At 67.8% G+C, this 15,099-nt stretch carries 15 protein-coding genes; 13 read left to right on the top strand and 2 right to left on the bottom strand.

The features are described 5' to 3' along the window. Window positions 1-34: 34 nt before the first annotated feature. From ABH933_RS17730 to ABH933_RS17700, 7 genes are all read left to right on the top strand, one after another. Complete coding sequence (locus ABH933_RS17730) at window positions 35-1,669, top strand: hypothetical protein (protein WP_429420612.1); 1,635 nt, start codon at window positions 35-37, stop codon at window positions 1,667-1,669. Window positions 1,670-1,849: 180 nt separating this feature from the next. Continuing rightward, entirely contained in the window at window positions 1,850-2,293 is a 444-nt protein-coding gene (gene rplM / locus ABH933_RS17725) for a 50S ribosomal protein L13 (RefSeq protein ID WP_215916401.1), read from the top strand. Window positions 2,294-2,346: 53 nt separating this feature from the next. Further along, a complete protein-coding gene (gene rpsI, locus ABH933_RS17720; RefSeq protein ID WP_429420874.1) occupies window positions 2,347-2,799 on the top strand; it encodes a 30S ribosomal protein S9 in 453 nt (150 codons plus the stop codon). Window positions 2,800-3,067: 268 nt separating this feature from the next. Continuing rightward, on the top strand, window positions 3,068-4,435 hold the full coding sequence (gene glmM, locus ABH933_RS17715) for a phosphoglucosamine mutase (RefSeq protein WP_429420614.1): 1,368 nt from the start codon (window positions 3,068-3,070) through the stop codon (window positions 4,433-4,435). A gap of 136 nt (window positions 4,436-4,571) precedes the next feature. Further along, window positions 4,572-4,895 (top strand): hypothetical protein, encoded by a 324-nt coding sequence (locus tag ABH933_RS17710; protein ID WP_215916403.1) that lies wholly within the window; start codon window positions 4,572-4,574, stop codon window positions 4,893-4,895. Window positions 4,896-5,131: 236 nt separating this feature from the next. Further along, complete coding sequence (locus ABH933_RS17705; protein ID WP_429420616.1) at window positions 5,132-6,544, top strand: hypothetical protein; 1,413 nt, start codon at window positions 5,132-5,134, stop codon at window positions 6,542-6,544. A gap of 6 nt (window positions 6,545-6,550) precedes the next feature. After that, on the top strand, window positions 6,551-7,510 hold the full coding sequence (locus ABH933_RS17700) for a hypothetical protein (RefSeq protein ID WP_429420618.1): 960 nt from the start codon (window positions 6,551-6,553) through the stop codon (window positions 7,508-7,510). Between the two features lie 8 nt (window positions 7,511-7,518). Here the strand turns inward: ABH933_RS17700 and ABH933_RS17695 are convergent, their stop codons facing one another. After that, a complete protein-coding gene (locus tag ABH933_RS17695) occupies window positions 7,519-8,058 on the bottom strand; it encodes a VOC family protein (protein ID WP_429420620.1) in 540 nt (179 codons plus the stop codon). Between the two features lie 219 nt (window positions 8,059-8,277). Here ABH933_RS17695 and ABH933_RS17690 point away from each other — a divergent pair, with 219 nt between their 5' ends. Then, complete coding sequence (locus ABH933_RS17690) at window positions 8,278-8,913, top strand: class I SAM-dependent methyltransferase (RefSeq protein ID WP_429420622.1); 636 nt, start codon at window positions 8,278-8,280, stop codon at window positions 8,911-8,913. A 122-nt stretch (window positions 8,914-9,035) separates the two neighbouring features. Here ABH933_RS17690 and ABH933_RS17685 read toward each other — a convergent pair whose 3' ends face one another. Next, the gene (locus ABH933_RS17685) at window positions 9,036-10,676 is read right to left on the bottom strand and encodes an ABC-F family ATP-binding cassette domain-containing protein (protein WP_429420624.1); all 1,641 of its coding nucleotides are present in this window, start codon (window positions 10,674-10,676) and stop codon (window positions 9,036-9,038) included. 472 nt (window positions 10,677-11,148) lie between these two features. On the opposite strand from ABH933_RS17685, the gene ABH933_RS17680 reads away from it, so the two are divergent. The 5 genes from ABH933_RS17680 to ABH933_RS17660 all read left to right on the top strand — a co-directional run bounded on the left by ABH933_RS17680 (window position 11,149) and on the right by ABH933_RS17660 (window position 15,092). Further along, window positions 11,149-11,403 carry a PspC domain-containing protein gene (locus ABH933_RS17680; protein WP_429420627.1) on the top strand — a complete coding sequence of 85 codons (255 nt, stop codon included), beginning with the start codon at window positions 11,149-11,151 and terminating at the stop codon, window positions 11,401-11,403. Between the two features lie 351 nt (window positions 11,404-11,754). Continuing rightward, window positions 11,755-12,063, top strand: coding sequence for a DUF6802 family protein (locus ABH933_RS17675; RefSeq protein WP_215916410.1), 309 nt, complete (start codon window positions 11,755-11,757; stop codon window positions 12,061-12,063). 303 nt (window positions 12,064-12,366) lie between these two features. After that, window positions 12,367-12,702 (top strand): hypothetical protein, encoded by a 336-nt coding sequence (locus tag ABH933_RS17670; protein WP_429420629.1) that lies wholly within the window; start codon window positions 12,367-12,369, stop codon window positions 12,700-12,702. 35 nt (window positions 12,703-12,737) lie between these two features. Then, the gene (locus ABH933_RS17665) at window positions 12,738-14,516 is read left to right on the top strand and encodes a hypothetical protein (RefSeq protein WP_429420631.1); all 1,779 of its coding nucleotides are present in this window, start codon (window positions 12,738-12,740) and stop codon (window positions 14,514-14,516) included. Between the two features lie 36 nt (window positions 14,517-14,552). After that, on the top strand, window positions 14,553-15,092 hold the full coding sequence (locus ABH933_RS17660) for a hypothetical protein (protein WP_429420633.1): 540 nt from the start codon (window positions 14,553-14,555) through the stop codon (window positions 15,090-15,092). Window positions 15,093-15,099 lie beyond the last annotated feature (7 nt).

Raw genomic sequence — 15,099 nt, 5'->3', positions numbered from 1 at the left:
GCGTGTCGCCGAAGAAGAAGGCACACTTGTGGCTGTGACGGCTCGAGTTGGGGCAGTACATCTCGGCTGGGATGTGGTGTCCGTGGCCGGCGGTGGCGGTGGCATACCGATCCGCCCGGTCCAGGTGGAAGGCACATACACCCCGCCCGCGTACCTGCTGGCGGATGCATCCGGTCGCCTGCACACCGCAGGCTCCGACAGGCAGCGCTCCGACCTGGGCATTGCCATATCCGATGTTCGCGACATCCTGGGCCACAAGCAGATCCGCATCGCGGGTGCGACGTGGCCCGCCGAGCTGGTGTTCCGGGCGCGGCTGTACAACCCGCTGGCCTCGATCGGCAAGTACGTGCGCGGCAAGCCGGACGTGATCGCACTGCCGTATCCGGACGACTGGCCGGACGAGAAGATCGACGAGTACGCCCGGCTGGTCGAACAGCTGGACGTTGCCTGCGAACCGCTACCCGAGTCCGTGGCGCTGTCCGGATACGTGCGCGCCCTGGGCGTGGTCACCCCGCCCGAGCCCGGCCGCGCCGCGACCAGCGCCACGGGGGTCTACTCCGACGGCCGCGAGTGCCTGGTGGTCTCGGTCAACGGCGACGACGAGCAGCCCACCGAATCGGTCGGCGTACCGATCTCGCCCGATGCCATGCGCGACGCGCATCATGCCGACAACGTGGTGATCGAGGTGATGGCCGCGGCCCGGTCGATCCGCGCGGACACCTCCACCGTCCTGCTCACCGGCAACGTGTGCTTCAACGACGCGCTGCGCCTGGCGTTCCAGAACCATCTCGGGCACCGGCTGCGCGTGGCCGACCACCCGATGCACTCCCTCGTGCTGGGCGCGGCGCATCTGCTGGTCACCGACAGCGAATACGCCGACGAGGGCCCCGATCAGGGATACGGCCCCGAACCCGCGCGTCCGGGCGGACCGGCGCCGGTACCGCAGGGCCCGGGGCAGGCGGCAGCCCCGCCGCGCCCGCCCGACCAGGGCCGTCCGGTGAATCAGGCGCAACAGGGCGGCCGGGGCCCGGCGCGTCCGGGCGGCACCTACCCGGGCCCGGGCACGGGGGCGCAAAACCTGGTGAACACCCCGCCGAGCGCGCAGGGTTCCGCGGTGGTCGCGACAGCCGAGGGCGGCCGTCACGGCCGGCGCGGGCCCGAGCCGACCGGGCAGGTCCCGGATTCGCGGCAGTCCCCCGCGTCCCCGGGGCGGCATGCCGCGCCCGACGCCGAGGAGGACGACGAACAGACCATCCATGTCCCCCGCGATCAGGTCTCGAACGTGCGCTCCGATTTCGCGTCCATGGACGGCCGCGCGACTATCGCGCCGGGCTCCCCGGCCGACACCAAGCAGACGACCAAGATGGGTTTCGGCACCGAACCGTCCGGTCCCCGCGCGCGTCACCCCGAACCCCCGGCCCGGCCCGGTGGCGAGGGCGAGCAGTCCGGTCAGATATGGAACAAGGTCAAGGACAACCTTTTCGGCGCGCCGACGATCGTGGGGGCGGTCGCGCTGGCCGCCATCGCCATCCATTCGGCCGCCGGACTGGTCGGCCCGGCCGCCGACGCCATCGGCCCCCGCGCGGGCTCGGTCCGGCCGGCGGCCGCATCGGCGGCCCCGGTCCAGCAGCCGGACGGTCTCGACCTCGGCTCGCCGATCCACATCTAGCCGAGCGCCGGGGATCGATTTCGGGAGCGTGCGGCCGGGCTGGTAGCGTTGTCCGCTGGCGTGTAGTACGTCGCGGATTCTCCCGTGCGTCTCCACGGGCTCCCCGGGTCTCAGCCGGCCGCCGGGGCCGCCCGACCGCTCGCCTGGCCGGTAGAACACAACGACAGACAGGGAAAAACTGTGCCTACGTACAGCCCCAAGGCGGGTGACACCACGCGCAAGTGGTACGTCATCGACGCCACTGACGTGGTGCTCGGCCGCCTTGCCGTGCAGGCAGCGAATCTGCTGCGTGGCAAGAACAAGCCGACCTACGCCCCCAACGTCGATGGTGGCGATTTCGTCATCATCATCAACGCCGACAAGGTTGCCGTCTCCGGCAACAAGCGGCAGGACAAGCAGCTGTACACCCACTCCGGGTTCCCGGGCGGCCTGAAGGCCCGGTCTGTCGGGCAGCTGCTCGACACCCGCCCGGAGCGTGTGGTGGAGCGTGCCGTCAAGGGCATGATCCCCAAGAACAAGCTCGGCAACAAGATCGGCGCCAAGCTCAAGGTCTACGGCGGCCCGTCGCACCCGCACACGGCTCAGCAGCCCATTCCGTTCGAGATCAAGCAGGTGGCCCAGTGACCGCTCCTGAGGAATTCAACGACGACTACGTCGTCGAGGACACCGCCGTCGAGATCGTCGACGAGGGCGCCGGCTACGAGGAGTCCTACGAGTCCGTCTCGGTCGCCCCGATCGTGATCGACCGTCCGGTGCAGACCGTCGGCCGCCGCAAGGAGGCCGTGGTTCGCGTGCGACTGCTGCCGGGCACCGGTCAGTTCAAGCTGAACGACCGCAGCATCGAGGACTACTTCCCGAACAAGGTGCACCAGCAGCTGGTGAAGTCCCCGCTGGTCACCGTCGAGCGCACCGAGTCGTTCGACATCCACGCCCGCCTGGTCGGCGGCGGCCCGTCGGGTCAGGCCGGCGCGCTGCGCCTGGCGATCGCCCGCGCGCTGATCGAGGTCACCCCCGAGGATCGTCCCGCCCTCAAGCGGGCCGGCTTCCTCACGCGTGACCCGCGTGCGACCGAGCGTAAGAAGTACGGCCTCAAGAAGGCCCGCAAGGCTCCGCAGTACTCGAAGCGCTGATCTTGCATCCTCCGGCCACCCCGTCCGGCACCCGCTGTGGTGTCGGACGGGTTACGGTCGGCGCGTCATATGTATGAGAGCAGGCCGCCCCTACCGGGGGTGCCTGCTCTCGTGCTGTATTGAACTGGTGCGCGTAGGGTTTCGGCGGTATTCACCCTCGAACCCCGCGGCATCTCCCGCATCCGGTCCGCGGGATCTCGCCTGCACGATACGACGTTCGCGGTTCCTGCCCGCGGATGCCGAAATCCACACATGAGGGGCAGTTTTCATGGGACGTTTGTTCGGCACCGACGGAGTCCGCGGGCTGGCCAACGATTCGCTGAGTCCGGAACTGGCACTACAGGTTTGCGCCGCGGCCGCGCAGGTACTCAGCCGTGGCAAGGTGCGGGCGGTGGCGGTGGTGGGCCGCGATCCACGCGCCAGCGGCGAAATGCTCGAGGCGGCGGTGACCGCCGGACTGACCTCGGCCGGGGTGGACGTGCTCTCGGTGGGCGTGCTGCCCACGCCCGCGGTCGCCTATCTGACCGCCGCCTACGACGCGTGCCTGGGCGTGGTCATCTCCGCCTCGCACAACCCGATGCCCGACAACGGGGTCAAGATCTTCGCCGCGGGCGGGCACAAGCTGGACGACGCCATCGAGGACCGGATCGAGGAGTTGGTGCGCGCCAAGAGCTTTGTGCGCCCGACCGGCGGCGAGATCGGGCGGGTGCTGAGCCAGTCCGGCGTCGACGGGCACGTCGACGCGCACTACAGCCTCGCCGGGACGCACGAGCGGTACGTCGAGCATCTGGTGGAGGCCACGGGCCGCGACCTGAGCGGGCTGACGGTCGTGCTCGACTGCGCGAACGGCGCCGCGTCGGATGTCGGCCCGTCGGCGTACCGGGAGGCGGGCGCGCGCGTCATCGCCATCAACGCCGAGCCCAACGGCCTGAACATCAATGATCGTTGCGGTTCCACACATCTGGACCAGGTGCAGCGCGCGGTGCGTGAATACGGCGCGGATCTGGGCCTTGCCCTGGACGGCGACGCCGACCGCTGCCTGGCCGTGGACGCGACCGGCGCGGTGGTGGACGGCGACGCGATCATGGCGGTGCTGGCGCTGGGCATGCACGAGGCGGGCGAGCTGGCTCGGGACACCCTCGTCGCCACGGTGATGAGCAATCTGGGCCTGCACATCGCGATGCGGGAGGCCGGAATCGCGGTGCACACCACCGCTGTCGGCGACCGCTACGTGCTCGAGGAGCTGCGCCGCGGCGGCTACGCCCTAGGTGGTGAGCAGTCCGGCCACGTGGTGTTCCCGAAGTTCGGCACCACCGGCGACGGCGTGCTGACCGGGCTGAAGTTGATGGCCCGCATGGCCGAAACCGGGCGCGGGCTGGCGGATCTGGCGGGCGTGGTCGACACGGTGCCGCAGGTGCTGATCAATGTCCCGGTCTCGGACAAGGCCGCGGTCGCCGCATCGCCGGAGGTCCGCGACGCGGTCGCCGAGGCCGAGGCGATCCTGGGCGATTCGGGCCGGGTGCTGCTGCGCCCCAGCGGAACCGAACAGCTGGTCCGCGTCATGGTCGAGGCCACCGATCCGGATCGGGCCCGCCAGCTCGCCGACGACCTGGCCAAACGCGTCGCCGCCCTCTGAGACGATCGCACTACCGGGTGAGGCTTTCACACCGAGTGATCGGCGGGATCGGAGCGCGCTGCGCCGGAATGCCACGTATGGTGGATCTCGTCTCGTGAAAGCGACAGCGAAAGCTTGATTTCCGTGAGGGGGAACAGTGGACACGCTGAAGCTCGATCCGGCGGCCATGGCTGCCTATACATCGGTTGCGGATACCGTTTCACAGCAGCTGGCCTCGGCGGCGGTCGCCGCGGGCGGCGCGGTGAATCCCGAACAGCTGGCGGCCGACCTGGGTGAGGTCGGCGCCGAATTCGCGGCCCAGTTCACCGCCGCGGTGTCGCAGCACGTGCAGGCGTTGTCCACCGCGGGCCAGCTGGTCCACGCCTACGGGCAGGTGCTGCGCGGATACAACACCGATATGCAGTCCTCCGACAGCGGTACCGCCACCGCCATCGCCAAGACCGGGGAGACACTCGTATGAGGGAGCGAAGCGACCGAACAATGATGCTGCCGAGTCCTCGGCTCATGCCGGAGCCGAGCGCCAGCGAGGTGGAGGCATGAGGGAGCGAAGCGACCGAACAATGATGCTGCCGAGTCCTCGGCTCATGCCGGAGCCGAGCGCTAGGGAGGTGGAGGCATGAGGGAGCGAAGCGACCGAACAATGATGCTGCCGAGTCCTCGGCTCATGCCGGAGCCGAGCGCCAGCGAGGTGGAGGCATGAGGCGAGGAACAGGGCTGCGGCGGCGGCCGCCGGTTTCGGCCCGGAACGCCAAGTCCACCACCACAACCAGCGATCCGAATGTCGATCCGCCCATCATCGCGCGGCTGGTGCAGCCGCTGCTGGCGCTGCGGGCCTCGCTCGGCACCGGCGCCGGCACCCCGAATCAGGCCATCGTCGCGGCGCTGACGAGGTCCACCACGCAGGCCGCCGACACCGAGGCTCCGCATCGCGAGGGCATGCAGGCGCTGGAATCGACCTGGTCCGGGCCCGCCGCCGACGCGGCCGTGCCCGCGCTGCGCACCACCCGCACCCAGATCGGTGACATCTCCGACCGCGGGCCGCAGTACGTCCAGGTGCTGTCCGAGGCGCAGGCCACCAGTGCACGGGCCGCGACCAAGGTCGACGGCATCATCGCCGACTTCCGCCAGGACGCGCGCACGATCCTGCACAACGCCAAGGCCGCGCCGGACACCGATGCGGTGATCACCCGTGCCTCCCAGGCGCTGCGCGAGGCGATTACCGCGGTCAACACCGCGAAGACCGAAATGGACGGGCACACGCGGAAATTGAATTCGATGGGTCCGCTGACCGTCACGACCCCGGCCGATCTGTCGTTGAACGACAACTCGAACAGCTCCGCCCCGACCTATTCGAGCAACTACTCGTCGAACAACAGCAGCTACGACTCGAATGGCAGCAACTACGGCTCGAACAACAGCTACAGCCCGGACAACAGCTACACCGGCGCGCCCAACGAGGTTGTCAACGGCAACAGCAAGCCGCTGGATCCGGCCACGGCCGCGCAGCTGCAGTTGCAGGAGCAGCTGCTGGCCGCGGGCGTGAACGTCGGCTCCGACGCGATCAACGCGGGCGTCAGCATCGGCAGCGAGCTGATCGACAAGATCGCCGAGGTCGGCGAGCACGCCATCGACCAGGGCGCCACGGTGGCCGAGCAGGCGATCCCGCAGCTGATCAATCCGAGCGGTAGCGGCAGTGGCAGTGGCAACGGTGCGGGCACCCAGCCCAGCCTGTTCAACTTCGGCGGTGGCCAGGCGGCGCAGTCGGCGCCCGCGCCGGCCGGCACCTCGACCTCGATCCTTCCGCCCACGCCGGGGGCGGCCGCGCCCAGCACGCCCGCGCCGTCGTCGAATACCGCGACGCCGGGCGCGAGTACGCCTGCGCCCGCGCACGATCCGCAGCCCGCGCCCGCATCGCCCGACACCTCCACTCCCGCCGCGCCCACCCACCCGGCTCCGCCGCCCGCGGCGGGGCTGGCACTGCCGCCCGCGCCGGGCTCGGGCGGCGGTGATTCCAAGCGCGACGGCCAGCTCGGGGTGACCGCGCCGGCCGCCGTCGAGGAGATGGTCCCGGCCGCCGTCATCGGCGATCTCGGCGATGACTCGTTCTGATCGGCGATGACACCACCTGACTCCGGTCCGCCGGATCCGGGCTCGGACAACCCGTTCGACCTGGGTCTGCCGATGCTGCGTCCTCCGGCCCGGCGCCGGCCGAGTCGTCGCGGCGCCCCTCGGCGCCGGCCGCCGCGGCGCGATCCGCTGCCCATCCCCGGATCGGGTGACCATTCCGGGGGGTGGGAGGAATGGCTGGATCAGGGTGTGCGGCAACCGAATCCGGAGCCGGCCGCCCCGCCGCCCCCGATGCCGGCGCGCGAGTACGACTACGGCGATCCCGACAATGCCGCCCTGGTTCCGAAGATCGTCGACCGGACCGGCGCCAGCGCGGGGTCGCGGCTGCGGCGCGCGCGCCCGCGGACCGGGAACGCGCCTCCGAGCCGCGACAAGATCATCAGCGTGCTGATCCTGGCCGGTATCGCGATTGTCGTCGTTTCGGTGATCCTGACCGTCCTGCACACCGGCAAACACCGTCATCCGGGAATGCTGAGCGCGCCCGCGCCAACGCTGGCGGGTGCGGCGGCCGCCTCGGCCGCCCCGTCGTCGTCAGCGTCGGATGTGCCGAGTGTGCCGGGTGTGATCGCGTCCGACGGGTGCGAGCAGCGCCACGACGCCGATGTCGTCTCGGGCACCGATCCGGGCGGCACCGGCTCCGCCCCCGATGCGATCCTCGCCTTCGAACGCGCCTACTACGTGCAGCGTTCGGGTTACGCGGCCCGCGCCGTCGTCGCGCCCGATGCGAAAGTTCCGGCCGCGGACCAGATTCAGCGCGGCATCAACAAGACTCCGGTGGGCACCCGCTACTGCGTCTCGATCACCCGCGGCAGCCCCGACGGCACCCAGTGGGAGGTCCGCCTCACCGAGCAGAAGCCCACGAAGGATCCGAAGACCTACACCCAGATCATCACCACCCAGACCGTCGGCGGCCGCACCCTGATCGCCGCCATCGCCGACGGCGGGTAGAGCACCCGTCAGTCGCGCGGCCGCGCGGCGAACAATCGCTGCCAGACGGCGTGATCGGTGCGCGGGCCACCCAGGGTGTCGGCGCCGTAGGTATCGATGAGCGCCGCGAGGTCCAGCGGCGCGGACGCGACTGTCTGGTTGGCGAGTTCGGTCTCGATGGCGGCATCGGGGACCAGCCAGCAGACCTCGAATTCGATGCCGTCGGGGTCGGCGGCGTACAGCGCCTTGGTGGATCCGTGATCGGACGCGCCGGTGAGAGCGCCCGCCGCCGTCAGCGCCTCGCGCACGCGCTGCAACTCCGCGAGCGTATTCACCTCCCAGGCCAGGTGATACAGACCGACCCGCCCGGTGCGATGCGGAGTCGAGGGATCCGGCGATTGGAACAGCCCGAGATCGTGATCGTTGGCCGAGCCCTCGGCCTGGAGAAAGACCGCGCCCGGGAAATTGCCCGGCAGCCGACGAAATCCGAGCACTTCGCTGTAGAAGGCCGCGGACCGCTCCACGTCGGAGACGAACAGCACGGCATGATTGAGACGTTGAATCGGCATATATCGACCATTCCCGACGCGTGCCGGGGACGCTACTCACTGTCTCGTGGCGTGAGATACGGGCGGCGTGATGGGGAACTATGGGCCATCGCTCGACCGGTTGAAGTGACGCAGTTCCTCGACCTCGAGGACGTACACGATCGCCCCGTTGCGAACCGTGGATTATGGATTGGGAGCAGCCGCATAGTCACGGGGTGCGGGAGCTGGCAGGGTGGGCTGATGCAACGGTTCTTGTGGGATCACAACGCGTTCTATCGGCGGTTGCTGCTGCGGCGGGTGCCGCCGGGGTGCGCGCGGGTGCTCGAGGTGGGGTGCGGGGCGGGGGCGCTCGCGGCGGAGTTGGGGCGGCGGGCCGGGCGGGTGGATGCGATCGATCGGTCGCCGGTCATGATCGAGCTTGCCGAGCGGCGGGTGCCGGACAATGTCATGTGCATTCTCGGCGATGTGCTGGAGCATCCGCTGCCCGCGGAGGGGTACGACGCCATCGTGTCGATGACTGCGCTGCACCATGTTCCGCTCGATGAGGTGCTACCGGTGCTGGATCGGGCACTGCGGCCGGGCGGCGTGCTGGCCGTCGTCGCGCTTCCACGCGTCGATCGGCGGGACCTGGGATACGAAGTGGTCGCACTGGTTGCTCAGCGGGTCTACGCGCTCGCGTTCTACCTGCTGCGCACGGTAACTCGACGACCATGGTTCGCACACGAGCCCAGCGATACTGCGATGCCGATGGTCGGCGACCCGCCGCTCAGCACGCACGACGTCCGGGGGATCGCCACGGACCGTCTTCCGGGAGTCAAGGTCCGCCGGCTAGTGTTCTGGCGCTACTTTCTATTGTGGCACAAGCCATTACGGTGATCCGGCACCGCGCTCTCAGCAGCTCCCGATACGGCGGCGCACCGACCGCCGATTCGCCGAGGCGGTAGCAGGGGCGGTGACGTGGGCCGTTGGCGGCTCGGTACCGCTGACACGCGGTTGGTTCAGTCCTCGACCAGCTTGCCTGCCTCCATGTGCCAGCGGCGGGTGGCGCGGACCGTGTCGAGCATGCGGCGGTCGTGGGTGACCAGAATCAGGGTGCCGGTGAAGGATTCGACGGCCTGCTCGAGCTGTTCGATGGCTGGGAGGTCCAGGTGGTTCGTGGGTTCGTCGAGGATGAGCAGGTTCACCCCGCGTGCCTGGAGCAGAGCCAGGGCCGCGCGGGTGCGCTCGCCGGGGGAGAGGGTGTCGTTGGCGCGCAGCACATGTGGGCCGCGCAGGCCGAACTTGGCCAGCAGCGTGCGCACCTCGGACTCCGGCCAGTCCGGCACCTCGGCGCCGAAAGTGTCCGCCAGCGTGGCGTTTCCGCGGAACAGCCCGCGCGCCTGATCGACCTCGCCGACGGCCACCGCCGACCCGAGCGTCGCGGTTCCGGTGTCGGGCACGATCTTTCCCAGCAGCAGCGCCAGCAGGGTGGACTTCCCGGAGCCGTTGGCGCCGGTGAGGACGATGCGATCACCCCAATCCACCTGTGCGGTCACCGGTCCCAGTGTGAAGTCGCCGCGGGTGAGGCTCGCGCCCGAGACGGTGGCGACCACCGAACCGCTGCGCGGGGCGGCGGCGATCTCCATCCGCAGCTCCCATTCCTTGCGCGGCTCCTCCACCACGTCGAGCCGCTCGATCCGGCGCTGCGTCTGACGCATCTTCGAGGCCTGCTTCTCGGTGGATTCGGCGCGCATCTTGCGACCGGCCTTGTCCGAGTCGTTCTTCGCCTTGCGGCGCGCGTTGCGCACGCCGTGCTCGAGCCAGTTGCGCTGCATCACCGCCCGCGCTTCGAGACCGGCTTTGGTGTCGGCGAACTCCTCGTAGGCCTCGCGGGCATGCCGGCGGGCGATCTCGCGCTCGGCCAGGTAGGACTCGTGGCCGCCGTCGTAGAGACCCACCTGCTGCTGCGCAAGGTCGAGCTCGAGGATGCGATTCACCGTGCGCGCCAAGAACTCCCGGTCGTGGCTGACCACCATCAGCGGCGCCCGCACCCCGGTGACGTATTGCTCCAGCCGTGCCAGGCCGTCCAGGTCCAGATCGTTGGTGGGCTCGTCGAGCAGCAGAATGTCGAAGCGGGACAACAACACCGAGGCCAGCCCCGCCCGTGCCGCCTGCCCACCGGACAACCCCGTCATCGGCGTGTCCAGCCCGTTGGGCAGGCTCTGCGCCAGCCCCAGCTCGACCGCCACCTCCTGCGCGCGCTGCTCGAGATCCGCGCCGCCCAGCGCCAGCCAGCGCTCCAGGGCGGGGGAGTAGTCGTCGTCCCCGCCCTCGCCCAGCCGCTCGGCGGCCTCGTCCATGATGCGTTGCGCCGCAGCCACTCCCGTGCGCCGCCCCAGAAACTGCAGCACGGTCTCCCCTGCCACCCGCTCGGGTTCCTGTGCGAGATACCCGACCGTCGCATCCGGCGGACTCAGCGCGATCTCGCCCTCGGGCGCGCGACCCTCGGCAAGTATCCGCAACAGTGTCGACTTCCCGGCGCCGTTCACCCCGACCAGCCCGATCACGTCCCCCGGCGCGAGCACCAGATCCAGATCGCTGAACAGGACCCGCTCACCGTGTCCGGCGGAGAGGTTCCGGGCGTGCAGGGTTGCGCTCACGACTGCGCCTCGCTGACGCTCGGCTCCGTCGTGCGCGCGGCGCCCTGTGCTGCTGGTTCGCTCGCAAGCTCGCTCACGACCGCGCCTCGCCCAGTGCCAGCATGCGCGCGGCGCGTTGTACTGATGGGCCGCTCGCTCGGTAAGACCTGCCGATCGGTCGTGTCGGATCGAAGGGGGCGGTGCGCTCGTTCACGGTAAGAGTGTGCCGTGCGTGGCGTGGCGGGCTGAGCCCGGCCCGCGTTGCCCCGGGCAGCGGCCGGTCGATCGAAGTGAACTGCGTGGGATATCGGTCAGACGGGGCCGCGCCGACAGGTACGGGCTGCTTGCGATCGGCCTCGGCGGGCGTGAGCCAGGTTCGTCGGGAGGACGCGGCGCTCCGGGTTGCACCCTGAGGCGCGGGGCGCGGAAATCAGGGTGCGGATCGGGTTCGCGCCCCGATGTGCGGGCGGCCGCGGGACCGCAGAGTAGAGGCATGACCAGTGAAATCCGCCGTCTCACCCGTTCGAACAACGACAAGTGGATCGCCGGCGTATGCGGTGGCATCGCCGAATACTTCGGCTGGGACGCGACTCTCGTGCGCCTGATCTTCGTGCTCTCGTGCCTGCTGCCCGGGCCTCAGTTCCTCATTTACGTTGCGTTGTGGATCGTGGTTCCGCAGGGCCCGAGCGTCTCTCCGGTCGCCGGGCCGACGAACGTGTACCCGTCCGAGGATTTTCCGCACGACTGAGTCGACTCTCCGCGCAACCGAGTCGAGTGCGGACGCGCAAGATGTGCGGGGCAGACTGCCTCGCACACTTTGCGTGTTGGGCGGCGCCTGTCGAGCGTGGGCGCAGTCCGTGGAGTTCGGGTGCAGTCGATGCTGCGACGGCGGAGGGTCCGGGGCAATAGCGGTCATCAGGCGCCGACATGCCCGGCGACGATCGGGGGAGTTATCCACAGTCCATCCGGCGCGACGCGCATATGATTCACCTCGCATTCGGCCGGTTATCCCCAGGAACGCCGATTAGTTGGTGCGCCGCGCCCCTCCGGGATGTCAGGATGGACCCTACTTCCGCAGCCCCGTCCCGAGGAGCCGTACATGATCAACTCAGGCGATCTGCCAGGCCTGGACATGCCGGACGTAGACTCCCACTCCGACCTCGGCCACCTGGGCTCGGTCGAAATGCACCACCCCACCCAGGACCTCACGGGCCACGGCCACCCCGACACCGAAACCGTCCAGGGCCCCCACTCCATGGACGTCTGGACCGACATGGACCACGACGGCTTCGCCGACCACCTCACCGTCGTCGACAATGATGGCGACTACTCCGCGTGGGAGTTCCACCACAATTCCGACGGGACGTCGGAGTGGGTGCGTACGGATCACGGGAAGATCGGGAAGTAGGGCGTCAGAGCCCTACCAACGAGCCGCCGACATTCCAGGCCGTCCAACCACCACGTGGCCTCGAGTAGCGGTGGCGCAGAGCTACTGCCACGGCATGGGGTTCGAGTTGCCCTCGGCGCGCAGACAGCCGGGCGCGGGGCCACGGACGTGGTCGGGATCGACTGTTGCTGGACGCTTCCCGCAACTTCTATGCTCTGACGGAACCGTTTGTGCCAGGCGTGCGTCCAACCAGGTAAGCAAGTCGAGCGAGTACGTCGACGACGCGATGGCAGGAAACAGTTCGGGGAGCGGAGGGACAGAGCAATGGCGACCGCGCCACTAGATGTCAGTGCGGATGACTTGGGCAAGTTGGCTGGTCACATGCAAGAATCGGCTGGCGTTATCACCACGCAGTCGAAGGCCATCAGCAGTCCCGATCACCTGTTCGGCACCGGACGTAACGGAGCCGAGTGTGAGGCGGGGCGTGCGTATACAGCTCAGGGGACGGCGGTTCACGACGGGCTGAAGCATATTGCCGATTGGCTCCAGCACTGGAGTGATGCGATCACGGCAACTTCTCTTGCGCTGGGCACGGCATCGATCTCGTACGGGTGGACCGATGGCTACAATGCAAGTCAACTATCAAATCTTGATCAGTAGTCCAGTACTATTTCAGGGGAGCATAGGGCGCGGTAATGGCAACCAGTGATGCGGATGAAAAGACCAATGCGGGAAAGTCGGTTGACGATATCCTGACCTGGGGTGCAAACGCTGGGATTCAGTACTTTATCGAGTTCTATCCTCTCTATCAGCAGATGTATAATGGCTCCTGCAAGACAGTTCAAGACCTGGAAGCTCGATACGACGAGCAGCGCGGAATGAACTTGGTCAAGCTTTCGACTACTCGTGACGCATTGAACGCGGCGCTGACGGAGGCGAAGACCCAACTGGAGACGCAGCAAAACTGCGGAATTCGTTTGCAGCAAGCCTGGAGCGGCGGTGCGGCCGCCCAGACTGCCCATAGCATGGTTGCGGACCAGATCAAACTGGCCGGGAACGACATCGAGGCGGCGCAGCATGCAGCAGACACGATCGGCAGCATGATCGATTCGACCCGTCAGGCGATCATCGACAAGGCTGCATTGGTGTACCATATTCCCGATTTCGACGGGGCCAATCCTAAGTTTGAGATCAGCGGGAGATCTCCCGCTGACGTTCAGATGATGATCGATATCTGTAAAGCTCGGGAGTGGGTCAGTGGGAAGCAGGTCGATTCGGTAGATTCATGGTTTCCCGATAGGAATATCTTGAAGATGCACGATAATGGGGAAACGGCATGGAAGGATGCATCGGACGCTGAAAACCCTCTATCGGAAGACAAGGGGCGGCTCACCCAGGTCGCTTCCCAATACTGGTTGGATGCAGTCTTCAAGCCCGAGTTCGAGAGTAAGCTCAAAATATTCGATGACGCCTGCACTCAAGCCGACAACAGTATAAATCAGTATTATAAGAATATTACCGATGCGATGAATGCCGTGCACGACACGCGGTATCCCCGCCCATCGGACGGAAAGGGGCCGTCGAACTCGAACTCGAACTCGGCTTCAGCATCCCTGAGTTCGACCAACCCCTCGAGCACGTCAGCCTCACCATCAGGCACCGGAACCGGATCCGGTAGCGATTCGTCGGGCTCAGGTACCAGCACCTCGGTTTCGGGGATGAGCACATCGCTGACCAGCACCTCGGGTATATCGACCATCACGTCCGCGTTCAACGCCGTGACATCGGGTCTCACCGGCCTCGGCACGCTGGTTCAGAGTGCCGAATCGGCGGTGTCGCAGGTGAGTGGTCTCGGCTCCACATTTGCGTCGCTGAGCCAGTCGGTGACGCAGGGGCTGGGTTCCCTGACGACGCAGATCCAGCAGGGGATCGACGGGCTCCTCGGCACCCACAATGCCAAGTCGACCGTGTCGGACACGACCGGAAAACCGGTGGCCGAGTTCGATATCGCGGGTAAGCAGTTGAAGCTGGAGCAGGGCAAGAACGGAGTTCTGGAGCTGGTCCTGGACGACTCCGACGGCAAGGGCAAGTCGTACACCCTCAAGCTCGACGAGCACGGGATCCCCGTCATCACCTCCCAGGACGAGAGCGGTAAGGGCAGCTCGACATCGGATTCGTCGTCGGCGTCGTCCGCTCATCATTCATCGACCGATGGCAAGTCCGACAATCAGTCGAACAGCAGCCAGAAGTCGACCGACCAATCGGCCGGAACTCATAAGTCGACCGATCAATCGACGAGTAACCAGGGCACGTCATCAAATTCGGGGAGTGGAAGCAGTTCGAATGTCGCGACCGCTCCGGTAGTGCCCCAGGCGCCGACAAACGCCGGCGGCACCGACAAATCGAAGACCACCACGCAGTCGCCACAAAAGCCCGACAGCGGCGCGGAGCTTGCCGAATCGGGACCGCTGTGATGTGCCGGAACCTCGTCGGACACAAGGAGATTCGAGATGGTGGACTACGCCGCTGAGATCGACCGTATCGCGGCGGAGAATCGCCGCCGTATGGCGCTGTTGTCGGACGAACTCGACGAGGTCAAACAACAGACAGTACGGAACGCCGCTGCGTGCGCTGAGTTCTTTGCGTCCGAAGCCCGCCGTGAGGAGCAAGAGCGGCTGGATGCCGAAGCCTCCCGACAGGAGTACGCGGACACCTCGGAGGAACGCGAGCGCCAGGAGGCCGAGGAACGTGCCCGGCGTGAGGCCGAAGCCCATGAACGCCGGGCGGCGGAGCTGCGCGCACAGCACGCAGTCACCGCTGTCCCGCGCGCAAATGAGCCAGCAGTCAGGCGAGTGGACGACGAGCCACGCAGCGAGTGGCAGCCGTCCGGCTCGATGACGGAGGCCGAGCGCCGAGAGGCCGAACTTCGTGAGCAGCGTGCCGCCATCGCGCGCGCAGCCGCCTTCCGCAAAGCCAACGAGGTGGTCCGGGCAGTTGATGATGTAGATCCGGACGACGAGTACTACAACCGCAAGAGCTGGCTCGTCTGAGGCGGGC

The sequence above is a fragment of the Nocardia sp. GP40 genome (assembly GCF_050434125.1).
Classification (GTDB): domain Bacteria; phylum Actinomycetota; class Actinomycetes; order Mycobacteriales; family Mycobacteriaceae; genus Nocardia; species Nocardia albiluteola.
The sequence above is the reverse complement of the archived record's forward strand: the minus strand, read 5'-3'. Positions and strand labels throughout refer to the sequence as shown.

Excerpts from the sequence above, each read along its gene's own strand:
- ABH933_RS17665 (WP_429420631.1), top strand. The coding sequence starts at position 12,738 with ATGGCAACCAGTGATGCGGATGAAAAGACCAATGCGGGAAAGTCGGTT.
- ABH933_RS17660 (WP_429420633.1), top strand. The coding sequence starts at position 14,553 with ATGGTGGACTACGCCGCTGAGATCGACCGTATCGCGGCGGAGAATCGC.
- ABH933_RS17700 (WP_429420618.1), top strand. The coding sequence starts at position 6,551 with ATGACACCACCTGACTCCGGTCCGCCGGATCCGGGCTCGGACAACCCG.
- glmM (WP_429420614.1), top strand. The coding sequence starts at position 3,068 with ATGGGACGTTTGTTCGGCACCGACGGAGTCCGCGGGCTGGCCAACGAT.
- ABH933_RS17695 (WP_429420620.1), bottom strand. The coding sequence starts at position 8,058 with ATGCCGATTCAACGTCTCAATCATGCCGTGCTGTTCGTCTCCGACGTG.
- ABH933_RS17680 (WP_429420627.1), top strand. The coding sequence starts at position 11,149 with ATGACCAGTGAAATCCGCCGTCTCACCCGTTCGAACAACGACAAGTGG.
- ABH933_RS17675 (WP_215916410.1), top strand. The coding sequence starts at position 11,755 with ATGATCAACTCAGGCGATCTGCCAGGCCTGGACATGCCGGACGTAGAC.
- ABH933_RS17690 (WP_429420622.1), top strand. The coding sequence starts at position 8,278 with ATGCAACGGTTCTTGTGGGATCACAACGCGTTCTATCGGCGGTTGCTG.
- ABH933_RS17670 (WP_429420629.1), top strand. The coding sequence starts at position 12,367 with ATGGCGACCGCGCCACTAGATGTCAGTGCGGATGACTTGGGCAAGTTG.
- ABH933_RS17705 (WP_429420616.1), top strand. The coding sequence starts at position 5,132 with ATGAGGCGAGGAACAGGGCTGCGGCGGCGGCCGCCGGTTTCGGCCCGG.